Annotated in this window: 17 protein-coding genes and 1 pseudogene; 8 read left to right on the forward strand and 10 right to left on the reverse strand. The window is 69.3% G+C overall.

Going from position 1 to position 15,271, the window contains the following annotated elements; translation table 11 throughout:
• Positions 1-76: 76 nt before the first annotated feature.
• Genes NLX83_RS15075 through NLX83_RS15085 form a run of 3 tightly spaced genes read right to left on the reverse strand, consistent with a single transcriptional unit; the run spans position 77 to position 3,143 of the window.
• On the reverse strand, positions 77-1,447 hold the full coding sequence (locus NLX83_RS15075) for an ABC transporter permease (RefSeq protein ID WP_254236232.1): 1,371 nt from the start codon (positions 1,445-1,447) through the stop codon (positions 77-79).
• A gap of 5 nt (positions 1,448-1,452) precedes the next feature.
• On the reverse strand, positions 1,453-2,151 hold the full coding sequence (locus tag NLX83_RS15080; protein WP_254235458.1) for an ABC transporter ATP-binding protein: 699 nt from the start codon (positions 2,149-2,151) through the stop codon (positions 1,453-1,455).
• Positions 2,148-3,143, reverse strand: a complete 996-nt coding sequence (locus tag NLX83_RS15085) for an efflux RND transporter periplasmic adaptor subunit (protein WP_254235459.1) — start codon at positions 3,141-3,143, stop codon at positions 2,148-2,150. The genes NLX83_RS15080 and NLX83_RS15085 overlap by 4 nt, the downstream gene beginning before the upstream one ends.
• A 285-nt stretch (positions 3,144-3,428) precedes the next feature.
• Here NLX83_RS15085 and NLX83_RS15090 point away from each other — a divergent pair, with 285 nt between their 5' ends.
• On the forward strand, positions 3,429-3,872 hold the full coding sequence (locus tag NLX83_RS15090; protein WP_254235460.1) for a hypothetical protein: 444 nt from the start codon (positions 3,429-3,431) through the stop codon (positions 3,870-3,872).
• 192 nt (positions 3,873-4,064) lie between these two features.
• Here the strand turns inward: NLX83_RS15090 and NLX83_RS15095 are convergent, their stop codons facing one another.
• Entirely contained in the window at positions 4,065-4,946 is an 882-nt protein-coding gene (locus tag NLX83_RS15095) for a hypothetical protein (protein WP_254235461.1), read from the reverse strand.
• Positions 4,947-5,280: 334 nt separating this feature from the next.
• Here NLX83_RS15095 and NLX83_RS15100 point away from each other — a divergent pair, with 334 nt between their 5' ends.
• Positions 5,281-6,396 (forward strand): hypothetical protein, encoded by a 1,116-nt coding sequence (locus tag NLX83_RS15100; protein WP_254235462.1) that lies wholly within the window; start codon positions 5,281-5,283, stop codon positions 6,394-6,396.
• 238 nt (positions 6,397-6,634) lie between these two features.
• Here NLX83_RS15100 and NLX83_RS15105 read toward each other — a convergent pair whose 3' ends face one another.
• From NLX83_RS15105 to NLX83_RS42245, 4 genes and pseudogenes are all read right to left on the reverse strand, one after another.
• Positions 6,635-7,051 (reverse strand): SSI family serine proteinase inhibitor, encoded by a 417-nt coding sequence (locus NLX83_RS15105; RefSeq protein ID WP_254235463.1) that lies wholly within the window; start codon positions 7,049-7,051, stop codon positions 6,635-6,637.
• A 133-nt stretch (positions 7,052-7,184) separates the two neighbouring features.
• Positions 7,185-8,072, reverse strand: coding sequence for an SGNH/GDSL hydrolase family protein (locus tag NLX83_RS15110; RefSeq protein ID WP_254235464.1), 888 nt, complete (start codon positions 8,070-8,072; stop codon positions 7,185-7,187).
• A gap of 84 nt (positions 8,073-8,156) precedes the next feature.
• Positions 8,157-8,867 (reverse strand): penicillin acylase family protein, encoded by a 711-nt coding sequence (locus tag NLX83_RS15115; protein ID WP_254235465.1) that lies wholly within the window; start codon positions 8,865-8,867, stop codon positions 8,157-8,159.
• A gap of 49 nt (positions 8,868-8,916) precedes the next feature.
• Positions 8,917-9,216, reverse strand: a pseudogene (locus NLX83_RS42245) (penicillin acylase family protein); the annotation flags it as partial.
• Positions 9,217-9,253: 37 nt separating this feature from the next.
• Here NLX83_RS42245 and NLX83_RS15120 point away from each other — a divergent pair.
• Complete coding sequence (locus NLX83_RS15120) at positions 9,254-10,525, forward strand: hydroxyacid-oxoacid transhydrogenase (protein ID WP_254235466.1); 1,272 nt, start codon at positions 9,254-9,256, stop codon at positions 10,523-10,525.
• Between the two features lie 138 nt (positions 10,526-10,663).
• Positions 10,664-10,879 carry a hypothetical protein gene (locus NLX83_RS15125; RefSeq protein ID WP_254235467.1) on the forward strand — a complete coding sequence of 72 codons (216 nt, stop codon included), beginning with the start codon at positions 10,664-10,666 and terminating at the stop codon, positions 10,877-10,879.
• Here NLX83_RS15125 and NLX83_RS15130 read toward each other — a convergent pair.
• Positions 10,876-11,484: a fasciclin domain-containing protein gene (locus NLX83_RS15130; RefSeq protein WP_254235468.1), complete on the reverse strand. Its 609-nt coding sequence runs from the start codon at positions 11,482-11,484 to the stop codon at positions 10,876-10,878. The two genes, NLX83_RS15125 and NLX83_RS15130, sit on opposite strands and share 4 nt — an antisense overlap.
• A gap of 18 nt (positions 11,485-11,502) precedes the next feature.
• Positions 11,503-12,924, reverse strand: coding sequence for a molybdopterin-dependent oxidoreductase (locus tag NLX83_RS15135; protein WP_308209308.1), 1,422 nt, complete (start codon positions 12,922-12,924; stop codon positions 11,503-11,505).
• Between the two features lie 304 nt (positions 12,925-13,228).
• On the opposite strand from NLX83_RS15135, the gene sigK reads away from it, so the two are divergent.
• From sigK to NLX83_RS15155, 4 genes are read left to right on the forward strand one after another with little or no spacing between them, the layout of a single operon-like run.
• Entirely contained in the window at positions 13,229-13,825 is a 597-nt protein-coding gene (gene sigK, locus NLX83_RS15140; RefSeq protein ID WP_374118739.1) for an ECF RNA polymerase sigma factor SigK, read from the forward strand.
• A complete protein-coding gene (locus NLX83_RS15145; protein ID WP_254235471.1) occupies positions 13,825-14,529 on the forward strand; it encodes an anti-sigma factor in 705 nt (234 codons plus the stop codon). Before sigK ends, NLX83_RS15145 begins: the two co-directional genes overlap by 1 nt.
• A gap of 37 nt (positions 14,530-14,566) precedes the next feature.
• Positions 14,567-14,761: a DUF6191 domain-containing protein gene (locus NLX83_RS15150; RefSeq protein WP_254235472.1), complete on the forward strand. Its 195-nt coding sequence runs from the start codon at positions 14,567-14,569 to the stop codon at positions 14,759-14,761.
• A 10-nt stretch (positions 14,762-14,771) separates the two neighbouring features.
• Entirely contained in the window at positions 14,772-15,188 is a 417-nt protein-coding gene (locus NLX83_RS15155) for a hypothetical protein (protein WP_254235473.1), read from the forward strand.
• Positions 15,189-15,271 lie beyond the last annotated feature (83 nt).

Here is a 15,271-nt window from a genome sequence, read left to right on the forward strand (position 1 = left end):
ACCGTGAACCCAATGTGGCATTGGTTACGTGAGACGTAACCAATGCCACATTGGGTTCACAACCGCGGGACAAAAGTCAGGCGCGCATGACGGTGGAGATGGGGATGCGCGCGGCCCGGATCGCCGGGATGAGGCCGCCGAGCAGGCCCGCCACCAGGCCCGCGATCACCCCGGCCATGCCCGCCTCCCACGGGAAGGACATGTCGGCGAGCGCGGGCAGTTTGCCGCTGAGCATCATCGCCGCCACCTCGAAGCCGATCACCCCGGCGCCGATCGCCGCCAACGCGGTGAGCAGACCGGTCAGCAGTGTCTCGGACAGCACGATGAAGGTGAGCAGCATCCGCGAGGTGCCGACCGCGCGCCGCAACGCGAACTCCTCCACCCGTTCGCCGACCGTGGCGAGGCCGACGTTGAGGATGCCCGCGACGCCGATCAGCAGCACCAGGCTGGCCATGGCCAGGAAGATGATCTTCATGAGGTTCAGCATCGATTCCATCTGCTTCTTCGGATTCGTCCGCTGACTGCTCATCCCGTCCACCTCGGCGCCCGCCGCGGCCAGCCGGGCCTTGAGGGTCTGCTTGATCCCCTCCGAACCCGGCGCCAGGAAGACCGACGAGAGACCGCCGCTGCCGCTGCTGCGGCCGAAGTTGGCCGGGGCGCCCTTGCCCGCACCGGCGGCGGCCGGCGGCTTGGCCTCGGCGGGCGCCCAGTTCTGCAGTTCGTCCGCGCGCACGTAGGCGGTGGCCGAGTACGCGCCCTGGCCGTCGTCGACGACGCCGACGATCCTCGGGGTCGCGTTCTTCGTCCCGCCCTGCACGTGCAGCTCGGCCGGGATCTTGTTGTTCTTGAAGCCCTCGGCCGCCGCGGTGTTGAGCACGATCTGCGGGGACATCGACGGGGCGGAGTCGAAGTCCAGCCACTGCCCGGAAACCAGGCGGAACGGCCGGAACTGCCGGATGTCGCCGATCATCGTGGTGGTCCGCAGCTCGATCGCGGCGCCCTTCGGCGGCTGCTTCTCGTCGACCGGCTTGCCGTAGCACATGCCGCTGGCGTCGCAGACCGTCGTGTAGCGGCCACTCCCGCCGAAGCTGCTGTACCTCGGGTCGAAGGAACTGCCGCCGGGGTTGAGCGGGGTGGTGTTCGGCTCACCGATGGTGATCTGGGTGCTGCCGAAGGCCGATACGCCCTTCTTGCCCTGCAAGGTCTCCTGGACGATCTGGGAGGTCTTCTCGTGCTGGGGCAGGTAGAGCGACTCGGTGCCGTCGATGCCCCGCTGGAGCTCGATGTCGGCGAGCATCGCCTTCTCGGCCACCTGACCGCCCGCCTGCACCGCGATCACCGCGAGCACGCCGAGGAACAGGCTCACCATGGACAGCAGCGTGCGCAGTTTGCGGGCACGGATGCCCTGGCCGCCGATGATCAGGGAGGACCGGAACTTGCCGGACATCCGGATCACGTCAACACCCTCTCGTTGGCCCGCGAGAGCCGGCCGTCGGTCAGCCGCAGCACCCGCGCCATCCGGTCCGCGTGCTGCCGGTCGTGGGTGACCAGGATCAGCCCGCAGCCGGAGTAGGTCGCCGCCAGCAGCACGTCGATGACCAGCTCGGCGGTCTCGGTGTCCAGCGCGCCGGTCGGCTCATCGGCCAGCAGCACCTTGGGCTCGCGGACCAGCGCCCGCGCGATGGCCACCCGCTGCTGCTCACCGCCGGAGAGCCGGGTCGGCTTGTTCTTGGCCAGGTGGGCGATGCCGACCTTCTCCAGCGCCGCCATGACCTTCGCCTTGCGCTTGCGGGCCGGCAGCCAGCCCTGGCCGTTGACCAGGGCCATGGCCACGTTCTGCGCGGCGGTGAGGTGCTTGAGCAGGAAGAAGCGCTGGAAGACGAAGCCGAACTCGGCGCTGCGCAGCACCGCGGCCTTGCGCTCCGGCAGCGAGGTGATGTCGTTGCCGTTGAGCAGGTACTGCCCGCCGTCGGCCCGGTCGAACAGGCCGAGCAGGCTCAGCAGGGTCGACTTGCCCGAACCGGAGCGGCCGAGGATCGCGACGCTGTCGCCGGGGTTCACGGTCAGGTCCACCCCGGCGAGGATCTGCCGCGGTTCCTCCTGGCCCTTGAGCGTCTTGGTGACCCCGGTCAGCTGGATGAGCGGGTTCATCGGGACCCCGGGAGGGAGCCGCCGCCGCCCGCCTTGCCGCCGGGACCGGCGGGCAGGTTCGGACCGGGCACGGCGACCGTCTCGTCACCGGAGAGGCCCGACTTGATCTCCACGACCTTGCCGTCGGTGAGCCCCAGCTCCACGTCGACGGTCTTGCGGGCGCCACCGGCGCCCAGCACGTCCACCTTGCCGCGGCCGGAGGTGCCCGCGACGGCCTCGACCGGCAGCACCAGCGCGTTGGTGGAGCGGTCGGTGACGACCTCGACGGTGGCCGCGCTGCCGTTGATCATCTTGACGTCGGTCGGCGCGGTGCAGACCAGGCGCAGGCCGGTCGGCTCGGACGGGGTCGCGCCGCCGCCGGGCTTGCCGTTCTGGCCGGGGACGGGCTTGCTCCCGGTCGGCTGGGGCTTGTTCTTGTCCTGTTCGGACGGGTCCGGCTCCGGGGCCGGGATGCTGCCCGCGGGCATGGCCGCGATGGTGCCCAGCACCGAGCACGGGAACGGGCCGGGGCCGTTGGTGATCTGGGCCTCGACCGAGCTCAGCGAGCCGGACATCTTGTACGCCTGGTCGCCGTCGATCTCGGCGACGATGCCGTAACCGGCGTAGCGCGCCGAGACCACCGGCATGCCCCCGGTGACCGACGCGCGGTCCTCGACGAGGCGGCCGGCGAAGGTCGCCTTGGCGGGCACGCTGATCGTGCTCGCGACCCGCTTGCCCGAGTAGATCTCCGCGACCTTGGTCGCCTTGGTCGGGGTGCCCTTGGGCGGTTCGAATTCCAGGTACCGGATCTCACCGTTCACGGGTGTGGTCAATCCGAATACCGGGTTCATCGTGACCTTGCCGGTGAGGCTCACCTTGTTCGTGAGGCTCTGCCGGCTCACCTTCGCCGTTGTCACGGTGGTCCCGCGCGGCGCGAGTTCGGGATTGGACTCCGGTGTCTCCGAGCCACCACATGCCGTCGCCATGGCCGCGACCACGGCCAATCCGCCCATTCGGAGAATTATTCTTTTCCGCACCAAAGTCCCCAACTCGATCGTGACCGGTTTCCACCGGTATCTGTCATGACGCCGCGGCGCACGGCCGGGTTGCGTTGGTTCGGGCCAAGTCGAAGATCCTGAACCACGGCGTCCGGAAGGCCGTGGCCGGACGTTTCCGGACCGCCTCCGCCGGGCAACGCCCACACGAGCATCCGGTGAACTACGAGGGGTCGCCGTCGGGGCCCGGAGCAGGGGCGGTAGACATTGCCCTGAACGGTTCGGACCGAGGAGGAACCCAGCATGGGTGGCGTGATCATCAGCGAGCCGGAAGAGGGCTCCCCAATCGAGGACCTGCCCTGGGTCGTCGTGTTCCAGTCCCTTGACGACGCGTGGGATTCCTTCACCTGTGGGCCGTACGAGCGCGACCACGCCATCGCGCTGGCCGAGGCCGTCGCGGTCGAGGAGGACGACGTGCTGGCCGCGGTGGAGCCGCTGCTGCCCGCGCTGGAGCCCGCGGACATCCTCGCCGACATCGCCGAGCTGCGTGAGGTCCACGAGGACGAGGACGACGAAGAGGAAGACGACGACGCCGAGTCTGAGGAGTCCGAAGAGGACGCCGAAGGCGACGAGTCCGAAGAGGACGGTGACGAGGAGCTGGAGATCACCGACATCGAGGTCCCCGACGCGGACGAGGTCCGCGAAGGCATGGCCCGCGTGGTGAACCGGTTGCTCGCCGACGCCTGAGTACTGAAGTACTGAAGTACTGCCGCGGAAAGGCCCGGCCGGAACACCGGCCGGGCCTTTCCCGTACGTTCCCACCCAATTCATTCCCGCGCGGTTCACAACCGCGCGCGAGCGGGCGGGAGGGTTGGGGGCGGTTAGAGACTTCTGGGGAGGGGGTCGGTGGTACTTGAAGACGCCCCTACCTCGCGAGCGTCAGGCGCCCGCCTGCTGGTAGAGCTGCTTGGCCTTGGCGTCGAAGAGGGTGCCGTAGGTGACCGTGCGCCGGTCGGAGCGGCTGTTGACCGCCCACACCTTGTCCTGCGCGTTCAGCCACGCGCCGCCGCTCTGGCCGCCGATGCCGTTGCAGGCGATCTTCGCGTCGAAGGTCTGCACCGTCGCGGCGATCCCACCGCAGGTGTACATCTCCTGGCCGGTGTAGGGCGATTCGGCCGGGTAGCCGTACATGTCGGTGTTCTGGTTCTTCTTGTCCTCGAACACCACGCCCTTGGCGCCGACGGTGTCGGTGAGGGTCTTGCCGCCCTGCGAGTCCACGCTGAACGCCGCGTAGTCCAGCGAGAAGTCGCGGCCACCGCCGGAGATCCAGCCCTGCGGGATGAAGGTCTTCTTCGCGGCCCAGGTGCCGTAGGGCTTCTGGTTGTTGAGGAAGGCGGGCAGGAACGTCACGTTCTGCGCGGCGACGCCGCCGTAGTGCACGCAGTGCGCCGCGGTCCACACGAGGTTCTTGTTGGCGGCCTCGACCGAGGTGGCCGAACAGCTGGAGTTGCGGCCGCCCGTGGTGAACAGCAGCCGGCCCATGCTGCGCAGCTTGTCCGTGGTGTAGGGGCCGGGCACCTTCTGGATCAGCGCCCGCTCACCGGCCTCCGGCGCGGCGGGGGTGCCGTCCGGGGTGGGCATCGGCATGGGGTTGGCCAGCGCGTCGGCGATGCGCTCCGGCGTCCAGTACGCGTCGACCTCGGAGCTCGGTGCCTGGGACCGCTCCACGACGTCGGGGCTCGGCGCGGCCTGGCCGGCCGGGGCGAGCGCGAACACGGCGGCAGAGGCACCGAGGACAGCGAACAACCGATTCAGCTTCATGATCTCACCTTTTGCTCATGTGCAGGGGCATGAGGAAACCCACGATAGGAAGCCGGTGTCCGCGTTTACCACGGCCGTTCGAAGGTAATTGCACAAGCAATTCACTGATATAGCACGTCCAGATGTTTTATGTTTTAAACTGAATAGGAGCGGGAAAGGCCCGCGTGGTCCACCCGAGACACCCGTTCGGCTCAGTACGGACGTCGGGCAGCGCACCTACTTACGGCTTCGGAGCCTGGAAATGGCTGGTCACGAGCTTGGGCGTCGGTGGAACGCGCGGGCTTGTGGCCGCTTTGTATCCAGCGTATGTCGCGCACGAGGATGGTTCTGCGACATGAGGAACAGATTGCGCGGGGCCGCCGTGCTGGCCACCGCTGTTGTTTTCACCGGTTTCGGCAGCGCCTCGGCGGCGGCTCCGGGGTGGACCGTGACCCCGACACCCAAGCTCACGCCGGGTTACGTGCTGAACGGCGGCTCGATGGTCAACGCGAACTCCGGCTGGGCGGTCGGCTACCACCTCACCAACATGTGGGCGGGCACCGTCGCGCTGCGCTGGGACGGCAAGGGCTGGAAGCACACCCCGACGCCGAAGGGCCTCACGCTGAGCGCCGTCGCCGCCACGGGGGAGAGGAACGCGCTCGCGGTCGGGCTGAAGTCGGAGAAGGCGAGCCTGGCCGCTCGCTGGGACGGCGCGAAGTGGGTCGAGCTGCCCTCGCCGACGCCGGGCGGGCTGCCTGCGGGCGCGGACCCGGAGCTGAGCTCGATCGCCGTGGTCTCGGAGAACGACGCCTGGGCCGCGGGCTGTGCGCAGACCGACGACTTCAGCGCCGGGGTGCCGTTGCTCAACCGCTGGAACGGCAAGGCGTGGAGCGCGGTCGCCGTGCCCAAGCCCGCCAACGCCAACTTCGCCTGCCTGCGCGGTGTCGCCGCCCGCGGCGCCAACGAGGCGTGGGCAGTCGGGTACGCGGGCACCGGCGCGGGAGTGCGCCCCCTCGCGCTGCGGTGGGACGGCGCGAAGTGGACCGAGGTCGCCGCCGCCGCGACCGGCGCGCCGGAGGCCAAGTTCACCCAGGTCGTGATCAGCGGCAAGGACGTGTGGGCCGTCGGCTTCGTCGACCCGGAGGGCGGCAACCCGCTCGCCCTCGCCCCGCACGTGCAGCGGTGGGACGGCGCGAAGTGGTCGGTCGTGCCCGTCCCGGCGAAGCAGGGCCTGCTCTACGGCGCCGCCTCGGACGGCAAGGGTGGGGCCTACGCCTCGGGCTACACCTCCAGCGCGCGGCCGATCGCGTTGCGGTGGAACGGGTCCGCGTGGGTCGAGGAGAAGGCCGGGCTGCCCGAGCACGCGATCCTGATGGGCGTGGCGACGGTGCCGGGGACGTCGAAGGTCTGGGCTTTCGGCGATGACGCCGGGGAGCCGCAGCAGGGGCTGGCCGCCCAGCACGGCGGCTGATCGCGGCGGTTCTCTCAGCCGCTTCACAGGAAATACGGATGAGTAGCTCAGCTGTGAATGTTCTTCTGAAGGAGCGAGGCGCCCGGGACTACCGGGCGCCTCGACCAGTTCCGGCCCCCGGACGCGCGAAAGGGAGCGAACTCCCGGTTCCTCGGCGCGTGGTGGGTGCGGCACGCGGCGCCGGAGCGGGATCTCGCTCCCTTTGGCGGTTACAGCGGGGACGTAGGGACGGTGGGGATCAGAAGCGGTAGACGGTGCCGGTCGAGGCGGCCAGCACGCACGGGTTGGCGTAGGTCGCCTTGTGCGTCACGGGCTTGCCGCGCCAGGTGCCGGTCGCGGTGACCTCGAACGGGTCGTACTCCATGGTGCAGGCCGCGCGGCGACCGCTGGGGTTGAGCCTGGAGAAGTCGCCCTGGGCCAGCTGCAGATCGCGGCAGGCGTCGACGGCCTTCGGGTGGGTGCCACCCGAGGGGTTGCAGCTCAGCAGCGCGACCTTCGGCGCCTCGGAGGTGATGCCGTCGTGGGTGACGGTCAGCGTCAGCGCCGAGGGTGCGACGAGTTCGGCCGGGGCGGCGGTGGCCGACGCGGTCGTGACCGAAGCGAGGAGCGCGGCGCCGGAAAGGGCAGCGCAGGTAAACAGACGAAGTGCTCGCATGGTGATTGATTTACCCGCAATTGCCGCCCATAAGGCGGATACTCCCGGGTATACACCGGATCGAGCGTCACCCGACTAGGGCGATTGCGGAGCGCACACGGCCCAGGTTGAGAGAAGATAGATCGTTTTGGGGTCAGCTCGAAGCACTGGTCAGGGCTTTGCCCACCAGAGCGGCCACGGCGGTCATTCCCGCGGCGTTGGGGTGCACCGGCGCGGCAGGCGCGGTCGGGACGAGTCCCTCCACCCACTTCGTCCCGGGCAGCTGGCAGACGTCGCGGCCGATGCTCGGGGCATAGGTGTCGACGTAACCGACCCCCGCCGAGGTTGCCTGAGCCGCCAACATTCCGTTCAGCCGCTGCTGGAGCCCGTCCAGGTACGCCACGTCGCCGCGGGCGATGGGCACCAGCGGCCAGCACCCGTTCGACGGCGGCAGCAGCCGCAGGTAACCGACCACCAGCACCTTCGCCTTGGGCGCCTTCTGCTTGATCGCGGCCAGCAGCGCGCCGACCCTCGGTGCGGTCTGCTCGATCCGCTGCGCCAGCTTGTCGGTGCCGCCGACGGTGTGGTCGTCCTTGCAGGGGTGGCCGAACGGGTCGCGGACGCTGGCCAGCGCGCAGGTCGCGAGCACCGGCATGAAGCCGACGTCGTTGCCGCTGATGCTGACCGTCACCAGGTCGGTGTCCGGGGTGACCGAGCCCAGCTGGGGCGGGTTCTCGCCGAGCAGCACCTTCTGCGGGTTGGTCATGTCGTCGATGACCGCGCTGCTGCAGCTGACGTCGGCGAACTTCGCGGGCGCGAGCTGCTTCGCCAGCAGGGACGGGTAGTTGCGGTCGGAGCGCAGGCACCCGATCGGGTCCATGCGCTGCCCCGGGATGAACGGTCCGGCCGTGAAGGAGTCTCCGAGCGCGACGTACTTCTGGAACGCCGGAACGGCTCCGGCGGTCGCCGGGGCCGCGAAGGCTGCTGTCGCGGTGGCTGTGAAGAGGACAAACGCGCGGCGGAGCAGGGCAGACACGGCCATGGGGGTCCTCGTAACCTGGTTGAACAGGGGTTACTTCGGATCGTGACCGGTTGTGTACTCGGGGTCAATCGCGTGATCGAGTGGTCAGCCCTGGCACAGGCGGCCGGGAAGCCACCGCTTCGCCGCGAACAACTCCGTCTGGTCGGAGTAGTGCGGTGAGGCGGGATTGCTCGACTGCGAGTTCGCCAGGATCGGTCTCGCCTCGGGGCAGGCTTTTCCGTTGAACCGCACGGCGAACAGGAAGCTGGTGCCGCCGACCGCCTGGCCCTTGCTGGTCTCGATGAGGTTGTAGACGCCCAGTGCGTTGGCGCCGCCGTGCATCGGGATCCGCTTTCCCTTGCCGTCCAAGGCGAACTGGTGATCGCGGATAGGCCCGTCCGGTGCTTCGGCGACGGCCTTGGTGAACGCGGCGCGCACACGGGGGTTGTCGATGTCCAGCGAGCGTGGGGTCCGCACGGGGTCGGCGGAGTTGAACGGGACCAGCCAAGGGATTTCGCCGATCTCCTGCCAGAACTGGTCGAACAGGAGCGCGCCACGGCTGTCGAGGTCGTTGCACATGCGGAGCACATCGTCACCCGCCAGCTCGCCCATGAAGGAACGGTTTGACAGCACCATTTCTTGTGCGTCACGCAGGCTCGTCACGCGCTCCTGGAGGCCGAACCGGGTGCGCGGCGACCGTGCCGTGCCCTCGGTGCCGAACACCCGGGGGAAGCCGGTGAGCGGCTGCGTCGCGCTGGTCAACCAGTGCGAGTCGTTGGAGTTCGACAGCTGGTCCGTGCTGATCAGGTTCGGCATGCGGTGTGCGCCGAATGTACCTGGCACAAGGGAATCCCTGTCGGTTCCCGGTGCGCAGTCGCTCAGCACGACCGTCCACTGTGTACGAAGTCGGATCGCCGGGGACGAGCTTCACCTCCGCCAGCGAATAGCTCAGGGACGTCGCAATCGTTGCGGCCCAAGCGGTGTTCCGCGTGTACCCGGCGACGGTCTCGGGCATGCCCAGGAGTTGGGCGCCGTCCACGTCGAGCTTGTCCGGGATGGTCAGCCGCGTCTGCCAGAAGGAGGCGATGCCGCGCCAAATCACGTGCGGGTTGCCGATGAAGCGTGTGCATGCGTCGATCCTCGGTTCGTTTGCGCGCCGCGACATCAACCGACCGGTGGAACGGCGTGAGTAGGGTGGTCGTGTGGTTACGGAGAGCGTGTTCACGTGGGGTGCTCCGCCGCTGAAGTTCGGGGCCGGGGCCGCCGAGGAGATCGGGTTCGAGCTGGCGCAGCTGGGCGTGCGGTCGGCGCTCGTGGTCACCGACGCCGGGGTCGCGGCCACCGGCTTCCCCGCGCGCGTGGCTTCGGCGATCGAGACCGCCGGGGTGACCGTCGCGGTGTACGACGGGGTGCGGGTCGAGCCGACGGACGTGAGCTTCGCCGAGGCGGTTTCCTTTGCCGCGCAAGAGGACTGGCAGGCGTTCGTCGCGGTCGGCGGGGGTTCGGCGATCGACACCGCCAAGGCGATGAACCTGATGACCAGCCACCCCGGCGACGTGCTCGACTATGTGAACAAGCCGATCGGCAGGGGAATGGCGCCACCTGGGCCGCTCAAGCCGCTGATCGCGGTGCCGACCACGGCCGGGACCGGGGCGGAGAGCACGCCCGTGTGCGTCCTCGACCTGTTGAGCCTGCACGTGAAGGCCGGGATCAGTCATCCGCGACTGCGCCCCACGCTCGCCGTCGTCGACCCCCTGGCCACGCTGAGCATGCCGCCCGAGGTCACCGCGGCCTCGGGGATGGACGTGCTGTGCCACGCGCTGGAGTCCTACACCGCGCGGCCGTACGACACGTTCGCCAGGAAGAAGCCGGAGGAGCGGGTGCCCTACTGCGGCTCGAACCCGATCTCCGACACCTGGACCGAGAAGACACTTTCCTTGCTGAGCAAGGCTTTTCGGCGCGCGGTGCTCAACGGCAACGACCTCAAGGCACGCACCGAAATGATGCTCGCCGCGACCATGGCCGGGATGGGTTTCGGCAATGCGGGAGTGCACATCCCGCACGCGTGCGCCTATCCGATCGCCGGGCGGGTGCGTGACTACCGGCCCACCGGGTATCCGCAGGACGAGCCGATGGTGCCGCACGGGCAGTCGGTGTCGCTGACCGCGCCCGCCGCCTTCCGGTTCACCTTCCCCACCGATCCCGAGCGGCACGTGCACGCGGCGCGGCTGCTGGACGCGGCGACCGCCGACGCGGAACCGAACCCTCGTGAGAAGCTGCCCGCCGTGCTCACGGCGCTCATGCGCGACATCGGAATCCCCAACGGGATCGGCGCGGTGGGCTACTCCGAGGCGGACATCCCGGCGCTGGTCGACGGCACCCTCAAGCAGCAGCGGCTGCTCAACGTGGCTCCGCGACAGGTGACCGGGGACGACATCTGTGAAATCTTCGGTGAGTCGCTGAGCAACTGGTGACCCGGTCGCGCCCGTCTACTCCACATGAGAACAACACAGTTCCTCATCGGCGCGATGGTCCTCGTCCTCAGCGGGTGCGGGGCGAACGCCCAGCCAAGCGAGCCGTCTCCTTCGTCCTCACAGGAAAAACCGCCTGCGGTGACTGTCGAAAAGGGACAGACGGGCGAGATCGCGGTGAAGATCGGTGACGTGATTTCGGTGCCGCCGGGCGAAGGGGCGCCCCTGGTGAAGGACCCGTACGTCCGGCTGCACCTGCAGACCGAGAAGGAGTGGCAGTACCGCGCGTCCTCGCCGGGCAAGACGAAGATTCCCACCAGCGGCGAGGGCGCGTCGGTCACTGTAACCATCAGTTAGCTCGGCATCAGGACGGTGTCGATGATGTAGACGGTCGCGTTGGCCGTCTGCACGTTGCCGCAGATCACGCTGGCGTCGTTGACCTTGAAGGAGGTCCCCGCGCCGGAGGTCTTCACCATGCCCTTCTGGAGCGTCTCGAAGTTCCCGGACGCCAGGTCCGCGGTGGTGAGCCGCTTCGGGACCACGTGGTAGGTCAGGACCTTGGTGAGCGTGGCGTTGTCCGCGAGCACCTTGTCCAGGTCCGCCTTGGGAATCTTGGCGAAGGCCGGGTCGGCGGGCGCGAACACGGTGATGTCCTTCGCGGTGTTCAGCGTGTCCACCAGGCCCGCCTTCTTCACCGCGGTGACCAAAGTGGACAGTGCGGGGTTGTTGCTCGCCGCGGTGGCCACCGGGTCCTTGGCCATGCCCGCGAAGCTGCCGGGGCCGTCCGTGGGCACCGACGAGCAGGCCGAGCCGAACTCGCCGGAGGTCATGGTCGCGGTGGTGGTCATCGGCGCCGGTGCCGGGGGCTGTGCCGCGGGAGTGTCGGTCCCGTCGGAGCAGGCGGTCAGGCCCAGCGCCGAGACGGCGGCCGCGGCGAGGACGGCGGTGCGCTTGAACTGCATGATCGGTTCTCTCCTTCATCAGGTGACCGTGACCGCGACGGAGTGCCATCCGGTGGCACCACGGGGAAACGGCCTGGATCGTTCTTCCGGTTGCCAGTCCCCACGGCCATCGGCCGCGCGGACTTCGAAGCGGTGCAAGCCCTTGTCGAGCTGGACGGTGGCGCGCCACTGGCGCCAGGTGTCCGGGCTGACCTCGGTGCTGATCTGCGCGGGGCGCCATTCCCCGCCGTCGACGCGGAACTGCACGGCGCTGATCCCGCGGTGCTGCGCCCACGCGACCCCGGCGACGGTCACCGGGCCCGCGGGGACCTGTGCGAACGGCTTGGGCACGTCGATCCGCGATGCGGTGAGCACCGGGCCGATCGGGTCCCAGCCACGTTCGGTCCAGTACGCGTCGTACTTGTCGAACGTGGTGAGTTCGAGGTCGACCAGCCACTTCGTCGCCGAGGTGTAGCCGTAGAGCCCCGGAACGAGCTGCCGGACCGGAAACCCGTTGGTGGGCAACAAAGGTTCGCCGTTCATCCCGATCGCGAGCAGTGCCTCGCGGCCGTCCATCACCACGTCGAGCGGTGTGCCGATGGTCATGCCGTCGCGGTCGGTGCCGACGAGCTGGTTCGCCCCGGCACGGACCCCGGCCTCACGGAGCAGCTGCGCCAGCGGGAAGCCGAGCCACCGCGCGGTGCTCGCGTACGGCCCGCCGACCTCGTTGGAGACGCAGCACAGGGTGATGTCGCGTTCGATCAGCGGCTTCGCCATGAGGTCGGCGAAACTCAGCTCGACCGGCCGGTCCACCATCCCGTGAATGCGCAGCCGCCATTCCTCGGCGGTCAGCTCGGGAATCACCAGTGCGGTGTCGACGCGGTAGAAATCGCGATTCGGTGTTTCGAACGGGGTGAGCCCGGGAAGCGCGAAATCATGACCGGGCGGCCGGGCCGCCGCGGGGCTCACGGGTGCGGGCAGCCGAATGGCGGAACGGGATTGTGCGATATCGGCGGAACGCTGCTGGAGAATTCTGCCCACCGAACCGCCGAGCACCGCGTACGCCGCCGTGCCCAGGCCGGTGATCAGGAACTTCCGGCGGCTCGACCCGTCCGCCGCCGGTCGCCTGGTGAGCAGCAGGTGCAGCGCGGCGACCCCGGCCACGATCGCGGCGAGCGAGGGCAGCGCGTCCAACGGCGACCCACCTGGGCGGGCGATCGCCGCGATCGCGCCGACCGCGCCGATCAGGCCGATCATCACCGCTCCGACGGCGAACCGGCGCGCGGCCACGATCCCCGCCACCGCGGCGAAGACCACCAGCACGACCAGGATTCCGCCCAGCAGGACCGGCTTGTCGTAGTTGCCGAAAGTGCTGATCGCGAAGTCCTTCAGCCACACCGGCGCGAGATCGATCGCCGCGCCGCCCACCGAAGTGATCGGCGATGAGTTCGGTCCCGTCACCGCGGTGACGAGTTCTGCTGTTCCTAGTGCCGCACCGGCGGAAAGGACGCCGATGAGGGCTGACCCTCTCTCGCTGTTCACATGGGGCATTCGCGACTGTTCCGGGAACGGATGGGTCCGGTTTTCCGGCTCACTCGAATGGTCGAGCCGATGCGATTTTTCGGTCATAAAAGGAACCTACGCGCACGCGCGCGGGGAATCCCTTACCGATCCGTGAAATCTGGCGTAGCGTCAAGCTGGACCAATCCGGCTCGGGACCGGCTCCGAAGAACAGAAGTGGACGGCCTGGTCGAAAGGGGTGGTCATGCGCGACCGAGCGCGAGCTGTGAGTCAGCTGCACGGTCCGGCCGGCGTCGCGACACTGACACCGGAGGAGCTGGTGCAGCAGGTGGCTCGGGGAGACGAGGCCGCGTTCGGCCAGCTCTACGAGGTGCTGGCGGGACCGATCTACGGCGTCGTGCTGCGCGTCCTGCGGGACCAGGCGCAGTCCGAGGAGGTCGCCCAGGAGGTGCTGGTGGAGCTGTGGCGCACCGCGACGCGCTACGCGCCGGACAAGGGCTCGGTGCTGACCTGGGCGTTGACGGTGGCGCACCGACGCGCCGTGGACCGCGTGCGCTCCGCGCAGTCCAGTGCTGACCGCGAGGACAGGGCGGGGCGACTGGATGCCGGGCGCCCGTTCGACGAGGTCTCCGAGCAGGTCACCGCTCGGTTGGAGCGCGAGCAGGTGCGCATCTGCCTGAAAGCGCTGACCGACCTGCAACGCGAGGCAGTGCTGCTCGCGTACTACCGCGGCTACACCTACCGCGAGGTCGCCGAACTGCTCGGCTCTCCGTTGGGGACCGTCAAGACTCGGTTGCGGGACGGGCTGATCCGGCTGCGCGACTGCCTGGGGGTGGCGTGATGAACCCGGACGTGCACACCCTGACCGGCGCCTACGCCATGAACGCCCTCGACGCGGACGAGCGCCGCGAGTTCGAACGGCACATGGCCGTGTGCCCGGACTGCGAACGCGAGACCAGGGAACTGGAGCGCACGGCCGCCCACCTCGGGATGGCCGCCGCGACCGTGCCGCCGCCCGGCTTGCGCGCCAAGGTGCTCGCAGAGGTTTCCCGGACGCGGCAACAGTCCCCGATCGCGCCCGCGCTTCCGCGTCAGCGCCGGTGGGCGGTGCCCGTTGTCTCGTTGGTGGCGGCGGCCAGCGTGCTCGTCGCCGTCGTGTTCGGGATCGGCGTGCTCACCGCCAACCAGGAGCTCGACCGCGAACGCGCGCTGGCGGAACAGGTCACCGCGATCGTCGGCGCGGCCGACGCGCGCACGGAGGTCGCCGGGAACGGCAAGGTGGTGTCGTCCAGGCTGCTGGGCAAGGCCGTGCTGCTGGCCAGTGATCAGGTTCCGGCGCCTCGGTCCGGCAAGGACCTCCAGGCGTGGGCGATCTCCGACTCCGGCGTCGTCTCGCTCGGCCTGATGGCGCGGACGCACTCCGGCAGGCACGCGCCGATGGTGTTCCCGACGACGGGGGTGAGCAAGATCGGGGTGACCGTGGAGCCCTCGGGCGGCTCCGCACAGCCGACCACCACGCCGGTGCTGCTCGTTCCGGTGGCCTGACCAGGAACTCCTGCCCGTTCTCGGCCGTTGCCCCGGCATGGAGGTGTTCGGCGCCGCGTTCGACGCCGGGCAACGGCACAAGATCGACGAGCGGAACAGCCACTCGATGATGCGCGACGACGCCGACGACGGCGCCCCGCCGCACAGCACGGTGGATCTGGACAGCGGTGTGGCGACGCTCCGAAGGGAACCACCCGATCGTGGAGCGACGGCGCGGGGGCGCGAGCGCTAGTTTCGGCGGCGTGTCAAGGCTTCTCGCGCCGCTCGGCGCCGTCCTCCTGTTGCCCGTGCTCGCCGGTACCGCGCACGCCGCGCCCACCGCCTCGATCAAGCCGGTCTGCGACGCCGCGACCTGGAGCGTGAGCTACACCGCGACCAGCTCCGGGCACGGCAAGCGGGCCGCCGTCGAGGTGCGCGTCGACCAGTCCATTGTGGAGGAATGGGCCGATCACGGGCTCGGCGCCGCCGCCATGGGCGAACCGCGCCGCGAACGTGCGAACGGCAGCGGAACGTGGACCGAGCGGGACCGGCTGGTCAAGGGCACCGGCGCGCCCGACGAACCCCGCCCCTACAAGCGCACCTACACGCTGGACCTCACCGTCACCGAGAAGGGCGTCCAGACCAAGGCGTCCGGCTCGTGCAGCCTCATCCTGCGCTAGGCGAGTAGGGGCGTCTTCAAGTCCTACGAACCCCACCTAGAAACGTCTCAAACCGCCCCCAACCCTCCGGCATCCGGCCGAGG

Origin of the sequence: Allokutzneria sp. A3M-2-11 16 (assembly GCF_024213555.1) — a bacterium.
Classification (GTDB): domain Bacteria; phylum Actinomycetota; class Actinomycetes; order Mycobacteriales; family Pseudonocardiaceae; genus Allokutzneria.